This is a genomic window from Aquiflexum gelatinilyticum (assembly GCF_024813435.1).
Classification (GTDB): Bacteria; Bacteroidota; Bacteroidia; order Cytophagales; family Cyclobacteriaceae; genus Cognataquiflexum; species Cognataquiflexum gelatinilyticum.
Map to the genome: position 1 here is coordinate 486,523 of NZ_JANAEZ010000002.1, position 16,354 is coordinate 502,876.

The following is a 16,354-nucleotide window of genomic DNA, read 5'->3' on the forward strand; positions in this document are numbered from 1 at the left end:
CTGAATTTCTTCAGGTTCTGTTTATTATTTTAACCAAGCTAGGGAGATTTCATCAGGTGCTTTCATCCTGTCGGCCAGTCTCATATACCTGTCCGAAAGATGTGCAAGGTAATCCTGCGCTTTGGAGGCCACATCGTTCAAGCCGGTGAGGTTTTGAATGTCCCAAAGTTTGACCAGGTGTTCGATGATTCGGGCATAGTCCCAACCGGTGTAAACACCGATTTTTTGGGTAATCGCAGAGAATTGATCAAAAAGAGTAGGGTTGCTGCTTCCTTTTCCCATCAAGACTGCAGGCATGACGATCTGTTTGCGCATCATTTTCTCAAATGCAAGAATAGCTCCGTTCGGGTCAATTTCAAAAATTTGACTCATGAAGCTTTTATAGGCCTTTTCATGTCTTGCTTCATCTCCTGCAATGGTTTTGCAGATTCGTGAAAGTACATCATCTCCGGCCTTGTCCGCCAATTTACCGGTATTGACATGGGATATTTTGGTGGCTCTCTCCTGAAATGAGGTATAAATCATGGCCTGGTAAGGATCCTTTTCTGATTTTGGATCAAATCCGTTGTAAATCAGCCTGTGTATAGTCTGCTCTACTTTTTTCATATCCGCACGTGCTGAGAGGTAGAGGTATTTGTTGAGAAGGTCACCATGACGGTTTTCCTCTGCAGTCCATGCTTTTGACCATCTTACCCAACCAGAGTTGCTCAGAAGACTTCCTTCTACATTGATTCCTTCCAATAAGTTGAAATAGGTCTGATAGCTTGGAAGCGCCTCTTCGGTAATCATGTTGCCGATGAGAGAAGTGATGATAGTATCCGGGATTCCGGCTGCTCTTTCCTGTAGTTTTTTGACCTCGTCAAAAGCATCAGGTTGACCCATGTCGGGTAAAAAATCAGAGGGTTGCCAGCATTCATCCGGGTCTACCAATATTGTTTCAACAGCATTGTTGACGAAGCCATCCAGCTGGGAAATGACCTCCATGTTTTTTTCTAGTTCGTAATTGATATTTTCTGAATTATTCATGACTTTTTATTTTTTGCCTTTAAAACCCTCCTTGCCAAGTTGGGATGGGGTATTCATAAAAGGCTGCAATCGTATAATTTATATAAATTCTAAGTAAAGGTAATCACATTTAGTGTCATTAGGTACTAAGAAACCCAATTTCTGAAACGGGTTTCTCTATTTTACAATTGATTATTTTGTCAGTGTCCAGGTTTTTTGGTTGAAATTAGAAGGTGCCGTCTCTTCGAGTCTTTTGCCGATTTTGTCTAAATACATGGTATTGTACCTGAGGCGGGTGATATAATTTGGTTGTGTAGGGTCACCGTTCCAACAGTGTTCGGCGCGGTCCCCGTATTTAACCTCACCGCCATAATAAGGTTCAGAAGTTTTTTCGAGGAACTCCTCAGTAAGATAAACGGCATTATTCAGGTAGTAATTATCCATATCCCCGCAGTAAATGTGGATTTTCCCTTCCAAATCCTTCCCCAACTTAGACCAATCCCTTTCCATGATATAGCGAAGGTCAAAATTTTCTTTCCAATGGTTGGCCACTTCTTTGTCAATTTCTCCGGAATACCTGTCCCAAATCGGTTTTGGATAGCCATCTTCTCCGACAGGGGAGTAGACTGCCTGCCAAACATCCCATTGGTCGCCGGACCGGGTTTTGGTACCGCCGAGAGCTAGTTCCTTGTGGTTCATGTCTTTGACCATAGCAGATACATGTCCTAGGTAATTTCTTTTTCCAACACGGTCGGTAGTTCGAAATGGTCCATTCAGGTAATAGGCATTTTGATCTTCATAAATGTTTACAGTAGTAAAGGCACGGAAATCAATCGGATCAGGACAAGCAGCAAAGCAGCCGTTGTATTCTTTGGGATACATCACTTGTACAGCCAAAGCTTCCCATCCTCCGGTCGAACCCCCATAGGTGAACCTTGCCCAGCCTTCTCCGATTCCCCGGAATTGCTCCTCAATATGTGGGATCAGTTCGTAAGTGATGGCGTCTCCATAAGGACCAATATTTTGGGAATTTACAGCATAGCTGTCATCATAGAATGGATTGGCATGTTGGATTTCTATGACGATAAATTTTTTGAAATCTGGGGAAATCCATTTCTGGTAAAAATCATAAGCCTCCTGCTGTTCAATTTTTTCATAGCCGTAAATGTTGAACCTCGCATTGTAGGTTTCTTCGATGTTTTCGTCAGGTGGAGTGGTCCTGAATCCTCCAAAATCAGAGGGGAAATGCCCATGATAAATCATCAAAGGATAATATTCATTGGGATTCTTATCAAAATCCCTAGGTAATAAAACGTGGGCGCCTAGGTAAATATCCCTTCCCCAAAAGTCAGAAAGCAACTCACTTTTGAATTTGATGTGCTTGATAAATTCTGTGTCTTCCGGTTCAGCAACAGGGGGAATAATTTGGTCAATATGGATGTCTACCCCTGATTCTCCATCCCAAGAGATTTTTTGTGGAGTGCTGTAGACATTTCCTGGAGTTCTTGCCCACTGTCTGCCTTCCCATTGGTCGACAGGCATCTTGATGACATGCCCACCTGCCCGGTTGAATGTCTCGTGCTTTACAATAAAAGCCTGCACCCAATAGTCTCCTGCAGGGATTTCCTGCCAGTTTTCGATGGGATATCCAAATGTTCCAAAATCAAAAGACAATGAGTTCCCAGCCTGATAATCTTCAAAATCCATCCCCATCACTTGGGCAGAAGTGACATCATCTGACACCGCAAACCTCGGCTCTGTTTTTTCATCATGGTGAAAAAGCAGCAACAGCCTACCGTCTTTTATGCCTTCGGCTAATTCCGGCTCGATTGTAATCTTGGCAGATGGGGTAGTCGGGGCATTGCACGAAACAATCAGCAATAACATCAGGAAAGACAGCAGCCTCATAGGAATCTTCTTTGGTTTCTTTCAATTTAGCCAAATTTCCATTTATAGGATTCAAGTAGAAAAATCTATTACATAAACGGATATAAAATCCTTTTTTTATCAAATTCTGACCGTCTGTCAATCAGGGAAAATAAATTATCCTGAAATTTTTACTTTAATATTTTAAATTGACCTGCTATGAGAAAACCCCTGCTTGTATTGATTGCCTCAGCTTTTGTTTTTGGCTGTGCCCAAAAAACCGAAACCATAGATTATACCCTGCTGTCAGATGAGGAAAGACTCGCTGCCGCTATAGAAATGGCCCAAAATACCATCATGGTAGATGGGCATGTGGATCTTCCATACAGGATGAAAGTCGGTGGTTTTACCCTACAGCGGGAGATCTTGGATGTATCAGTCCGGACTGATGGCGGTAATTTTGATTTTCCTAGATCAAAAGAAGGGGGCTTGGACGCGCCGTTTATGTCGATTTATATTCCTTCAGGCTACCAAGACAGGGGAGGGGCAAAGGTTTTGGCGGATTCATTGATTTTGATGACAGAAAGGTTGGTAAATACATGGCCTGACAAATTTGCAATGGCTTATTCTCCTTCGGATATTGAGAAAAATACCCAGGAGGGTAAGGTTTCATTTCCGATGGGAATGGAAAATGGGGCTGCGCTCGAAGATGACATCAACAATGTCCAATATTTTTATGACCGTGGGATCCGGTATATCACACTCACCCATGGAACGGACAACCTGATCGGGGATTCCTCTTACGATACCACGCGGACGCACAATGGCTTGAGTGACTATGGAGTAGCCGTTGTCAAAGAAATGAATAAGGTTGGGATCATGGTGGACATTTCACACGTGTCGGACAGCACATTTTACGATGTGATGAAAGTGACTGATGTTCCCGTCATCGCGTCCCACTCCTCAGCAAGGAAATTTACTCCCGGGTTTGAAAGGAATATGGCCGATGACATGATCAAAGCCCTTGGCAAAAACGGTGGTGTGATCATGATCAACTTTGGGGGAAGCTTTGTCGATGGAGAATATAATGAAAAGTCCGGAGCAGTTCGGGAGCATATTGTCAATTGGCTTGCAGAAAACGGTCTAAGCAGGACTGATTCGGCAGCTGTGGCCTATATCGAAAAATACTCTGCAGAGAATAATCCATTCCCAAATGTGGAAAAAGTGGCTGACCATTTTGACCATGTAGTGGCTTTGGTAGGAATCGACCACGTGGGTTTGGGTTCTGATTTCGACGGGGTGGGGGATAGCCTGCCAACCGGACTCAAGGATGTATCGATGTATCCCAACCTTATAGCTGAACTTCTCAAGCGTGGATATTCCAAAGAAGACATCGAAAAAATCTGTTACAAGAATATTTTCAGGGTTTGGGATGCGGTGATTGCGGCTTCAGGGAAATAAGTTATGGATCAGATATCTGTATTTCGCCCTGATATTGGTCGATACTAAATTGATATTGGGATATTTCTTGGACCGGACCATAAACTAACAGCCCCATCGGGGCAAAATATCGGTAGCCCTGTGCAAGGTGCTAATCTGATTTTATACTTTCACCAATCTGGGTGCACCGTCGCACGAGGTTAAAAGAAATATGATTCTCTTTGTATTTCGGTCACAGATTTTCTAAGAAGGAGAATCATCTACACCGAAATGGGAAGGGAATTCTCTTGGTTCCGGCCTGAACCCTTACTATATCAATTTGTCCATACTCACCACCGGAATATCCTTATTCCCGATTTGCTTCAATGGCTTGATCTCTGACTTTGGGTATTCAAATCCATTGTCGGACAATTCCCAAAGCAAAGGCGCCAAATTCTGCACTGCAGCTTTGCAGCCTTGGACAATAGCTCCCATTTTTCCTGTTTGCTTGGACAATTTGGCCTCATTCTCGATTTCAAATGGTCCTGAAAAACCTTTTTCCTTCAGGATATTGACAAAGGCTCTCCAATCCATGCTATCCCCCAACCCAAAACCAGGTAAAGTCGCCTCGTAATGGTGTCTGTCCCATTCATTTTGACTAGATGGGATTCCTGCTTTTGCCGCCCATTCGGGTTTGACCCGTTGCATGGGGTACATATTTCCCCAAAATGGATCTGAATTGTTTCTCGTCGACTTCACATGGATGCGTTTTAGCCTTGACATATCGGTATGTCTGATCACTTCCAAAGGATCGGTATGCTGCCAGACATCATGCGAAGGGTCATAGATTTCCCCGTGGTTTTTGCTTGGGATCAGGTCGTACATGATTTTCCTGGCCGCTAGGACTCCTGTCAGGTTGTTGTATGTCGTGGAGTAACCTGAAGAGCGCCAACCTTCCATGGGACAGTTTTCATATAAGACGGTGACGCCAAGGTCTTCCGCATATTTGATGATGGGAGTGAAAACCTTTTGGTATTCTTCGAGATTTTTCTCGTAACCATTTTCTTGGATGCCCAATTCATGGTTGTAACCCACAAAAGTTCCCACTTTCACATCATTCTCATCTCCGCCCATCAGGTAAGCCATCCGGATCAGTTTCAGCAGGTGGTTTTGGTTTTTTACCTTGTGAAAAGGATCTCCGCCAATCAGGTTTTCAAAAGCACCGATGGAAAGCCGAAGTCCGGCGGCATTGAACTTGTCGATCATCTTACTGGCAGCCTCGGGATCGAAGTTTTCATAATCCATATGAGTTGCCACAAAGTCATCCCTAGTACCGTCTTTTCTGAAAACACAGACATCCAATCCCTGAACTCCGATTTCGGTTGCTTTGGTGATGGTTTGATCCAAATCCAATTGGTCAAATGCGGAAGTCATGATCCAAATCTGATTGCTCATAGTAGTAGTTTTTTTTAAAGATAAATACCCTGTTTTGGTTTTAAAAGCCAAATCCTGCCAATGCCGTCCGCTTATCAAATCGAAAAAACATTTTCAGGGATAATTGCTTAATTTTGAGGATAATCTACTCACCAAAAAATGAAAACACTTAAGAACTTATCTTTTATTTTGGGAGGAAGCCTTATTTTGGGTTTTTCTTCCTGTTCAAATAATACTCAGCTTGAAGAAAAAGTTGAACCTAGTCCCTATGCAGTGGTGACGGAAAAACTTACCATCCAGGTTGATACCCTTTACACGCAATTTGAAAATCCTTGGGGCATGACTTGGCTTCCTGATGGAAGAATGTTGGTGACCGAAAAGAAAGGTGAAATCCTGATTTTCAAAGATGATAAATTTACCGGAGAGAAATTAACAGGAGTTCCTGAGGTAAGTACTGTCAATCAAGCCGGCCTTTTAGATATAAAGGCTCATCCAAAGTATGATGAAAACGGTTGGATATACATGTCTTATGCTAAAAAGCAAGGCAAAGGAGAAGTCTTAGTCATCGCAAGAGCAAAACTGAACGGTAATGCATTGGAAGGATTGGAAGAGGTCTTTGTCTGTGGACCTGAGTGGGAAGGCGGAAGACACTTTGGTTCAAGGATAGTCTTTGACAATGACGGCTATTTGTATTTCTCCAATGGAGACAAAGGGTCAAGACCTGCCAACGCACAGGAATTGGACAATGACCACGGAAAAATCCACAGAATCTATGATGATGGCAGAATTCCGGAAGACAATCCATTTGTCAATACTCCCGGTGCTTCTCCTTCGATCTGGACTTACGGAAACAGAAATCCACAAGGCATGATTTATGACAAGGCCAACAACCGTCTTTGGGCTGTCGAACATGGACCAAAAGGTGGTGACGAATTGAACCTGATCGAAAAAGGCAAAAACTACGGTTGGCCGGTCATCTCTTACGGGATCAATTATGACGGAACCATCCTGACTGAATTGACCGAGAAAGAGGGCATGGAACAGCCTGTAACCTATTGGGTGCCTTCCATTGCAACATGTGGATTGGCGATTGTGACTTCAGACAGGTATCCTGAGTGGAAAGGAAACATATTGGTAGGAGGTCTTGCGGGAATGCAGATTGCAAGAGTTGAATTGGACGGCACTAAATATGTTGGTCAGGAGACATTGTTGAAAGACATCGGACGTGTAAGGCAAGTGTCTGAAAGTCCTGATGGTTATATTTATGCAGTGACTGAGGCAACAGGCCTCATGGTGAAGCTGATTCCTCAGCGATAATAAGACATTTTGTATATAATAAGCCCTGTCAGATTAAATGATGACAGGGCTTTTTAGATTCTTTTAAGGTAGGTCTTCAGGCTAATTCCAGCTTTTTTCAATCCTTCATTTATTGGACTAGTTTTGGTAAGGCCCCCGGTTAGTGCCTCCACTAACCGTAGGAACCATTTTCCAACCTTTTTCCTTCGTATTTCAAAGTTGACTTTCCTCAGGCCACCTTTTTTAAATTTAATTCTTAGTATCAAACCATCCTAACCTGCTTCTCAAATCCACTTTAAACCTGTTTTAAAGTAGGAGCAAAGCCGTACCAAAGTAGTAGCAAAGTAATACCAAAGTAGTACCAAAGTAAGGGATAGTGCGAGCTTACCCCCCCTGATATTCCTATATAGTGGATTCTTTTACTGATTCTCTTGTTATTATCAATTTTTCCGACGGAATTCTTATCCAAATAAATATTTCCTATTAACCAATAACCCCAAACCTACTGGATCTTAACAACCGCTGATTTTGCGATTTCAATATCATAAGCCACCTCATCCCTGATCAATGCCCAATGAAATAAGTTGTTTTCATTCCTGTCGTGACTGCTGCCATTGTAATGGGCGAGGGGCATATCTTTGTATATCGGTCTGGAAATAGCAATGATTTTGTCCCAATACTCAAGGGCATTGGTAAAGGAGGTTACAGCTTCAGCCTGATGATTCGCTCCAAGACCTTCCCGGTAGGATTGTAGCGAAATTGATCCTTTAATTTTCTCTGCCAAGTGTAGCCCAAGATTCGCCCAGATTTTTATATCCGCCAATTCATACATCAAAGAATTGTTGTCTTTGGTTGAAATCTCCTTGATAAGTTCCAATGCCTTTATGCAATCACTTTCCAACATCTCTACCAAAACCGTAGGGGTGATTTTCTCCTTCCCAAATTCCTTTCCTGATTTTTTGGCTAAAACATAATCTTTGACAGACACATAATCGGGATCGAGCGTGGGCTGATTGATCAGGATATCGGCGGAAATATAATTGGTGCTGTCACCGACCAAGGCCATCAATCCTTCTCCATAGAGTGTAAAATCCCATCTTGAATCATAAAGAGAACCGATTTTCATTTGAGTGGAGGAAGCCAAAGACATTGCTTCCAATAATTTATCCCCATCCACTCCATATTTATTGGTATAGGTAGCTGCAAAAACTTCATCAGGAGTTTCTGGATTGTACAGCAACCTTCCCCATATTTTGTAAAAAAGCCATTGTCTCTGAAAAGCAAAATCCCAATCAACCGGACCTTCTACAGCTGTAAAATAATCTTTGGCGGGGATATAAGTTTCTGAACCCACAAAATAGCCACCAACATAAGAATGGCTATTCAGGGCAATATGGTCTCTGACAAATTGTGGAACTCCCCATCTCAAAGCAAAGAAATCCTCATTCCTTGCAGTATAGGTAATCTTATAGCCTTCCGGCAAGGGATTGTAAAAAGTGTCAAACATTTCTCCACCGTGAACTTTGACAAGCTTGGGAGTGGAATGGGCATGTGACCAGTTATACTTCAGGTCTGCCCAAATCGGACCATCTATAAAATCCAGTTTTGCCTCTTTTTCAATCGCTTTACGTGTCAGTCTTTCCAGATCTACACTGGTTGCCCCAAGAGATTCCGTAGTACTTGAAAAGGGAATACGGTGTACCAATTTGGACGGTCTGCCGGCCAATCGCATGCCCTCAATATAAGTATCAAACATCCAATCTTCACGTTGCTGAGGAGTCATTCCTGCCATCCCTTCGCCGAGAGTCAATCCAAATCCTGTCAGTTCTGGGTATTCCTGCAGGACTTGCGTGACACTTTCTCTTGTGTATCTTTTTACCAATTCTGAAGTATCGCCTGGTACGTAATAATTTGGATAAACATTCTTTTGGGCAATATTGTGCGCATTGGCAAACTCGTGGCTGACAAAAATATTGAAAGGGATAATATAGGTTTCTATCGCCCTTTCCTTTGCCATTTTGAAAATTGATTTATGCAGCTTTTTCCATTCCTCCATTTCTTTGGGAGAAAAGGGACTTGCCTCGGGAAAATTCTTTGCCTGAATCATAAACACAAAAGGGTGTAGGTTCCAGATTGAAAGCGAATTGAACCGGTTTTCTACCATCATATCCAAAAATGCTTCCCAATATTTTACGTCCTTCAAGGTTTCAGTGTGTAGGTCAAGGGCTGAACTAGGCCTGTATGAATACCAGGAGGTATTGTGTTTTATTGCCCTTAAGGGAAAATGTGGTTTTTCGGTTTTATACTCTATTTCTTTCAGGGATGATCCATTTCTCAAAGATTCCGTCAAGGAAAGCGTCCCATATATCATCCCTCTAGCATCACTGCCTAAAACGGAAATTTTATTCCCTTCTCTTTTGATCTCAAATGATTCAGGACCATTTGCTGAAGGTGCAATTCCTATGTTGATAAGGTAATGGTAATCCTTTGGTGAAGTAGTCAAGGTGTACTTTTTAGACGCCAATTCAAAGCTTAGTTTTTCTGCGGCATAATTTGCTTCAGCAGAGGATTTGTCAAAAAGGAGATAAACCGATTGGCTATAAGTTTCTGATATAAAAAGTAAAGCCAAAAGGAAAGTGATCAAAGTAGGTTTCATAGGGTTCTATTTAGTATTATCCGAATCTATTCATTTAAAATATTTCGTAAAATGGGTTTTCCAAACACGGTAACAAAAGCCGGGAAATTTGAAAGATTTCAAAAAACAAAAAGCCCGACTATAAAGCCGGGCTTTTCAATATTAACAGGGATGAGATTAATATCCGGGATTCTGATCTGCATTGGTTAAAGCAGAGTTATTGTCGATTTCACTTAATGGGATAGGAAGTTTATCAAAACGGACATTCCAGTTTGGAATAGGCTCACTCGATAATAAATTCTGTCTTCTCCATCTTCTGATATCTTTGTTCCTTATTTGTTCACCGGCTAATTCTACCCTTCTTTCATGTTGAATTGCTCTAAACATCTCAATCTTGCTACTTGTAGGATATTGGGCCGTTGGATATGGAGGCATTGCTACATCAGCTCTTGCTCTAACCTGATTAATATATGGCAATGCAGCGGAAGGACCTGAAAGTTCATTTTCAACTTCAGCCATCATTAACAAAACATCAGCATATCGGATTGCCCTGAAGTTGATACCTGATTGGGTATTTTCTGCACCTCTTTTATAAATCATCTGGTATTTTCTCCAGCTTGCTCTTTCGGTATCTCCTTGGACTTTATCTACAGTCAATACCTCAGATCCACCATTAAAAGGATCCCCAATTCTAAAGAAATTATAACTGATTCTTGGATCGTCTTTGGCTGCTCCATTTGCAACCCTTTCATAATCATTAAAAAGAGGCAAGCTTGGAATTACATTCCTCCACGCTGTTGGACCATATTCCTGACCTCTAAATGTTACCTCAGCGATTCCATTACCGTTTCCATTCCAAGCTCCCGCAGTTCCAAAGGCTTCTGAGAATTGGATTTCCCATACGGATTCAGAATTGTTCTCGTTTTCTTCTTCAAAATTATCCAAATACCTATCTACAAGGCTATATTGGTTGGAAGAAACGATTTCCAGTAAGAATGGCCTAGCAGCTGAGTAATTTCCTCTAAACATATGAGCTTTAGCGGCAAGAGCTTGTGCTGCACCTTTTGATGCTCTTCCCGAATCAGAACCGGAATAAGCACTTCTTAACGGTAATCTATTAATAGCCTCAGTAAGGTCAGCAAATAGGACAGCATAGACCTCATCTTCAGAGGCTCTAGGATTGCCGTCAGGAGATTCTGCGGTATTTAACATTAACGGAATTCCACCCCATTGGGTAACCAATTCGTAATGTGCCAACGCCCTAAGGAAATAAGCCTCACCAATAACCCTGCTTCTAAGGTCCTCTGTGATTTCTTCTGTAGCCTTATCAGCATTTTCTAAAACAAGATTGGCTCTATGAATGACTCTGTACCATCCTCTCCAATTTGCTTCAACCAATGGGTTAGAACCATCGAATACATGATTTAGAACCTGAGCCCTTGCGGCTTCTAATTGTGGTCCACCTGTGTCACAATCATCTGACAATAAATCCTGTAAAAAGAAATATTCTCGGTTGTAGAGATTGTTAGCTTGGAGTCCTGCATATACCGAATTAATAGCAGCCACCAATTGAGGACCTGTCCTGTAGAATGTCTCAGACCCCAATTGATTTGGATTTGTAGGACTCAATCTATCCTCGTCACAGGAGTTAAATCCTACCAAAATAATAATTAATGTAAGAATAAATCTCGTTTTCATATTCTTAAGCTTTTGATTTTGAGACATAATTAAAATGTAAACTGTATACCACCTATGAATGTTCTTGCGGCCGGGAACTGACCATAGTCAATACCTGTACCTAGTGATGTGTTGATACCTGTTCTAACCGCAATTTCAGGATCATATCCGCTATATTTGGTAAAGGTTAGTGGATTTTGGGTTAAGAAATATATCCTCAACCGGCTTACATAACCATTTGTAATAGTATTAAGTGTGGCAGTTGGAATCGTATAACCGATGATAATATTTTTTACCCTCATGTAGGATCCGTCTTCCACAAACCTAGAACTTGCCCTTGCATTTCTGTTTGGATCTCCGGATACAGCCCTAGGTACGTTTGTATTGGTATTATTTGGAGTCCACCTGTCCAATACAACAGTAGAGGCATTGAACAATCTAGTCATTCCTTCGGTGTGAAACCTCAGGTTATTGAAAATTTCATTCCCCTGAACTCCTTGTAGGAACATGGTAAAGTCAAAATTCTTATAACTTCCATTGAAATTGACACCATAAGTGAAATCAGGGAGATAATGTCCAAGGTTAGTTCTGTCATTTGCATTTATGATACCATCATTATTGATGTCTCTAAACTTGATATCACCCGCAGCGGCATTTGGTTGTGCTGATGTACTTTCGCCAGTTTGGTAGATTCCATCTGCAATCCATCCGTAAAAATAAGCGATAGGTTGTCCCTCCTCTGTAAATGTATAAGGATCACCATTGAATGCAGGTCCGAAAATTGTATTTCCCGATCCAAGGGAAACCAGCTCATTGTTCACAAAACCCATATTTCCATCTATTGAGAATTGAAAATCGCCTGTATATTTTCTATAGCCTAAAGTGAATTCCAATCCATTATTTCTCACAGTACCCACGTTAGCAACAGGAGCGCCGTCAAATCCCAAAGAAGGAGGGATAGGAACACCTAGAATCATACCTTCCGTTTTATTGTCAAAATATTCAAAAGAAAGATTAAACCTGTCATTGAATAATCCCAAATCCATACCGATGTTTTTCATGATAGTACTTTCCCATCTCAGGTCAGCGTTTGCAAGAGAGCTGATAGTACTTCCTCCTTGGAGGCTTCCATTAAAATTATAAAAAAGGTTACTATCAATTGTACCTTGGTATACATAATCACCGATTCTATCATTTCCTGTTTCCCCATAACTCGCTCTGATTTTCAAATCACTGATCGCAGTTAAGGATTGCATGAATGTTTCCTGACTCAATCTCCATCCTACCGAAACAGATGGAAATGTCCCCCATTTGTTACCCGGTCCAAATCTTGATCCACCATCTCTTCTAACAGAAGCACTGAAAAGGTACTTTTGATCATAATCATAGTTGATTCTTCCAATGTAAGAGATCAATGCATAATCTGTTTGGCTTCCTGAAGTAACCTGATTTTGAACACCTTGAAGTACACGAACATCATTGGTTAGGTTATTTTGACCGGAACCGCTGAGGTTTGTAGACCTGAATGCTTGCTGTTCGATAACTGCCAAAACATCAAAACTATGTTTATTGATGGTTTTTCCATAGGAAAACTGGTTACTGAATAGCGGAGAAACAAATGTAGATCTGGTCTGGGCAATGGTAGCAAAAGGCTGGTTGTTAAAATCGCCGGCAAAGAACCTTGGAGTGTATTGGTCATTGGTTCCGATTCCAATGTCAATACCTGCAAGGAACCTGTACTTGAATCCTTCAAAAGGCATCACATCTATGTAAGCTGTTCCAAGAATTTTAAAATCTTGCTGCCTATTGGTTCTTAATTCTGCATTCAATACAGGGTTTTCGGGATCTGAACCGTCAACTCGGTCTGGAGCTCTAAACCCACCTAACCTGGTTTCGTCCCTAACGGGGATATAAGGCACTTGCTTTACAATGTGTTCCAATTGGCTTCTGCCACCGGTAAAGGGCTCGTTGTTTCTATTTGAATAGGCAAAAGTCAAGGTCTGACCGAAACTCACATATTTGTTAATTTTAAAATCTGTATTTGAACGGAAGGAGATCCTTTCAAAATCAGTTCCTTTCATGATACCCTCCTGAGAAAAATAACCCAAAGATACATTATACAAGACACTTTCAGTTCCTCCTGAAATGGCTAGGTTGTGGTCTTGTATAGGGGCAGACCTGAACATCTCCCCTTGCCAATCAGTCTCAACATTAGCGAGATCGCCAAGATTGTCAAATCTTTGAGGAGCAGGCTGGTTTCCGTTTGCCAATAATTCACGGCCAAAAGCAATGTACTGATCACTGTTTAATAGATCAAGTTGTTTCCAAGCTTGTTGTGTACCGTAATAGGAATCCAAAGTTACCTTTGGCTTTCCAATCACCCCTTTTTTGGTAGTGACAAGAATTACCCCATTGGCAGCCCTAGAACCATAAATGGCTGCTGCTGAGGCGTCTTTTAATACCTCAATGGATTCGATATCTGCTGGGTTGATCTGATTCAATCCTCCTGCAGGTACTCCGTCGATTACATAAAGCGGGTCATTGTTACCCACAGTACCGATACCTCTCACCCTTACGATGGGGTCTGTTCCCGGTGCACCTGCATTCGTAACCTGTACACCTGCTGCACGTCCTTGAATGGCAGATGCCAAGTTTGGTACCGGAAGTGCTCTGATAGCCTCGGATCCTACAGAAGAGATAGCCCCGGTTACCTTGGCCCGCTCTTGCGTGCCATATCCAACAACAATGACTTCGGAAAGATTGGACATGTCAGGCTCCATCGTGATAGATAATGTGGTCATGTTGCCCACACGAACTTCTTGCTGCTTGAACCCAATAAAGGAAAAGACCAACACAGCGTCAGAAGAAGGGACTTCAATGGAGAAGTTACCGTCAATGTCTGTGGCAGTGCCTTGGGTTGTTCCTTTGATAAGAACGTTTACTCCGGGCATTGTCTCTGTCCCATCTCCTGATTTGACGGTGCCTTTGACCATAAATGATTGAGCCATGGCACTAAGTGGGAGTAGCAATGATCCCAAAATGAGCAATAAGGCCAGCAACGAATTTGCTTTTTTCGGCGGCCCAAACTTTTTACTGTAAATTTTAATGTACATAGGTTTTAGGGTTTATGTGAATAATTAATTTGATATATGGTATTTTAAAATTGAATGAAAATCAGAAACAAGCATATTTCTCCTTATTGTAAGCTGGTAAAATTTTTGAATTGGAGAAAAAACAATAAAAAGGTTTTGGGAAAAGCCAAACCAAAAAATATGTGTCCAGAGAGATTTTAAAAAAAAGGATTCCATAATCGGTTATTTGGGTACTGTTAATTTTTTGATAATTAAACAAAGAAGCCTTAAACGCTTTATTGTCATGACATTAAATACGTCAAGGATTATCAGTTTTATAAACTTCTAAAAAAATAATTGTTTATGCAACCGATTTCATAAAATATTTTTTTCATGATCAAAAATCATTTTAAAAGCACTGATTGATTCAATTTTATAAATGCTTCTTCTAGTTGAAAAATGAATGGTTTTGAATTTTTACGGAATAATATTTTTTATTTTCTTTAAATTGTGCGTAAAAATGTTTTTTTTTCAATGAAATATTTTAAACTTAATGTATAAAGTTGAACATCTGGGTTGTTGTAATTGGATATTATTAAAAAACTTATTTAACTTTATTTAAATTTTTAAATAATTGATGGAAAGTAAAAATTGTAATAAGTAAAAAATTCAACCGATTATATATTATTATTTATATTTATCTTATTTAAATTATATTACAACCGATTTCATAAATTCATTCTATTGGTTAAAAAATTCATCTTCAATCTATTTGTTCTGATATTCCAATATTCCAATTTTTGGAGCATTTACCGGCATTAAGCAATAAACCCAAATAAGCTGTGCTTGATCTTATAGATATGAAAAACTCTCTATAAAACCCAAATGAATAAAGAAACAACAATTTATGATATTGCTAAGGATCTTGGTGTTTCTCCTACTACAGTTAGCAGGGCTCTTAACAACCATCCTGCTGTCAATGAAAATACCAGAAAGAAAATATTTGATGCTGCAAATAAGAGTGGTTACCAATCGAATGTTTTTGCTGCAAACCTTAGAAACAAAAGGACAAAAAAAATAGGTGTGATTGTTCCCCGGCTCAATTCCAGTTTCCAGTCTTCGGTTCTTGCCGGAATGGAAAAGGTTGCCAATGATTCAGGTTTTAATCTAATCATCAGTCAATCCCTAGAATCTTATGAAAAAGAAGTAAGTAATGCATTAACAATGTTCAATAGCCGTGTTGACGGATTACTTGTTTCAATAGCCGGTGATTCCGAAAACATGGACCATTTTACTCCATTTCTGAGAAAAGGAATTCCTTTATTATTTTATGATAGGATTGCTGATTATTCCAATACCGCAGGAATTACAATTGATAATTTTCAAGCTGCATATAATGCCACAAAGCATTTGATAGAACAGGGCTGCAAAAAAATTGTACACGTCCTCCGCTCAACCAAAAACAATGTATATGCGGACAGACTCAGAGGTTATAAATATGCCTTTTTGGAAAATGAAATTCCATTCAATCCGGATTTGGTGATTTTTACAGACCTTATTGAGGAGAAAGGTGAAGAAATTGTAAAACAAATCCTTAAGATGAATCCATTGCCGGATGGACTTTTTGTCTCTAATGATTCTTTTGCCGCAAATTGCATTCGCCATTTAAAGTTGGAAGGTATCAGAATACCTGAGGACATCGCTGTTGTGGGGTTTAACAATGAAGCTATTTCAAGGCTTGTCGAGCCTAACATCACCACGATCAATTATCCAGGCTATGAGATGGGGGAATTGGCTATGAAAAATCTGATCAACCATCTTGAAAATCCCTCTGAAGGGATGTTGCATAACACGAATAAAATTACCTTGAGGTCAGAATTGATAATTCGAGCTTCATCAAAGAAGAAATAAGCTGGGATAATTTAACTGATAGCAATCAAAGTAAGATTGA

General features: G+C 40.6%; 9 protein-coding genes. 3 read left to right on the top strand and 6 right to left on the bottom strand.

Annotated elements, in window-relative coordinates; translation table 11 throughout:
* Positions 1 to 24 precede the first annotated feature (24 nt).
* Complete coding sequence (locus tag NK987_RS06640; protein ID WP_258422876.1) at positions 25 to 1,026, bottom strand: acyl-ACP desaturase; 1,002 nt, start codon at positions 1,024 to 1,026, stop codon at positions 25 to 27.
* Positions 1,027 to 1,197: 171 nt separating this feature from the next.
* Positions 1,198 to 2,913 (bottom strand): hypothetical protein, encoded by a 1,716-nt coding sequence (locus tag NK987_RS06645; protein WP_259263221.1) that lies wholly within the window; start codon positions 2,911 to 2,913, stop codon positions 1,198 to 1,200.
* Between the two features lie 177 nt (positions 2,914 to 3,090).
* On the opposite strand from NK987_RS06645, the gene NK987_RS06650 reads away from it, so the two are divergent.
* Complete coding sequence (locus NK987_RS06650) at positions 3,091 to 4,332, top strand: dipeptidase (RefSeq protein WP_259263222.1); 1,242 nt, start codon at positions 3,091 to 3,093, stop codon at positions 4,330 to 4,332.
* Between the two features lie 288 nt (positions 4,333 to 4,620).
* On the opposite strand, the gene NK987_RS06655 is transcribed toward NK987_RS06650, so the two are convergent.
* Positions 4,621 to 5,745 (bottom strand): sugar phosphate isomerase/epimerase family protein, encoded by a 1,125-nt coding sequence (locus tag NK987_RS06655; protein ID WP_259263223.1) that lies wholly within the window; start codon positions 5,743 to 5,745, stop codon positions 4,621 to 4,623.
* Between the two features lie 138 nt (positions 5,746 to 5,883).
* On the opposite strand from NK987_RS06655, the gene NK987_RS06660 reads away from it, so the two are divergent.
* A complete protein-coding gene (locus tag NK987_RS06660) occupies positions 5,884 to 7,041 on the top strand; it encodes a PQQ-dependent sugar dehydrogenase (protein WP_259263224.1) in 1,158 nt (385 codons plus the stop codon).
* 481 nt (positions 7,042 to 7,522) lie between these two features.
* On the opposite strand, the gene NK987_RS06665 is transcribed toward NK987_RS06660, so the two are convergent.
* The 3 genes from NK987_RS06665 to NK987_RS06675 all read right to left on the bottom strand — a co-directional run bounded on the left by NK987_RS06665 (position 7,523) and on the right by NK987_RS06675 (position 14,445).
* Positions 7,523 to 9,676, bottom strand: coding sequence for a hypothetical protein (locus tag NK987_RS06665; RefSeq protein WP_259263225.1), 2,154 nt, complete (start codon positions 9,674 to 9,676; stop codon positions 7,523 to 7,525).
* Positions 9,677 to 9,832: 156 nt separating this feature from the next.
* Positions 9,833 to 11,353, bottom strand: a complete 1,521-nt coding sequence (locus tag NK987_RS06670; protein WP_259263226.1) for a RagB/SusD family nutrient uptake outer membrane protein — start codon at positions 11,351 to 11,353, stop codon at positions 9,833 to 9,835.
* Positions 11,354 to 11,382: 29 nt separating this feature from the next.
* The gene (locus tag NK987_RS06675) at positions 11,383 to 14,445 is read right to left on the bottom strand and encodes a SusC/RagA family TonB-linked outer membrane protein (protein ID WP_258422868.1); all 3,063 of its coding nucleotides are present in this window, start codon (positions 14,443 to 14,445) and stop codon (positions 11,383 to 11,385) included.
* A gap of 843 nt (positions 14,446 to 15,288) precedes the next feature.
* Here NK987_RS06675 and NK987_RS06680 point away from each other — a divergent pair.
* The gene (locus NK987_RS06680; RefSeq protein ID WP_258422867.1) at positions 15,289 to 16,314 is read left to right on the top strand and encodes a LacI family DNA-binding transcriptional regulator; all 1,026 of its coding nucleotides are present in this window, start codon (positions 15,289 to 15,291) and stop codon (positions 16,312 to 16,314) included.
* Positions 16,315 to 16,354: the final 40 nt, after the last annotated feature.

Excerpts from the sequence above, each read along its gene's own strand:
- NK987_RS06640 (WP_258422876.1), bottom strand. The coding sequence starts at position 1,026 with ATGAATAATTCAGAAAATATCAATTACGAACTAGAAAAAAACATGGAG.
- NK987_RS06645 (WP_259263221.1), bottom strand. The coding sequence starts at position 2,913 with ATGAGGCTGCTGTCTTTCCTGATGTTATTGCTGATTGTTTCGTGCAAT.
- NK987_RS06650 (WP_259263222.1), top strand. The coding sequence starts at position 3,091 with ATGAGAAAACCCCTGCTTGTATTGATTGCCTCAGCTTTTGTTTTTGGC.
- NK987_RS06655 (WP_259263223.1), bottom strand. The coding sequence starts at position 5,745 with ATGAGCAATCAGATTTGGATCATGACTTCCGCATTTGACCAATTGGAT.
- NK987_RS06660 (WP_259263224.1), top strand. The coding sequence starts at position 5,884 with ATGAAAACACTTAAGAACTTATCTTTTATTTTGGGAGGAAGCCTTATT.
- NK987_RS06665 (WP_259263225.1), bottom strand. The coding sequence starts at position 9,676 with ATGAAACCTACTTTGATCACTTTCCTTTTGGCTTTACTTTTTATATCA.
- NK987_RS06670 (WP_259263226.1), bottom strand. The coding sequence starts at position 11,353 with ATGAAAACGAGATTTATTCTTACATTAATTATTATTTTGGTAGGATTT.
- NK987_RS06675 (WP_258422868.1), bottom strand. The coding sequence starts at position 14,445 with ATGTACATTAAAATTTACAGTAAAAAGTTTGGGCCGCCGAAAAAAGCA.
- NK987_RS06680 (WP_258422867.1), top strand. The coding sequence starts at position 15,289 with ATGAATAAAGAAACAACAATTTATGATATTGCTAAGGATCTTGGTGTT.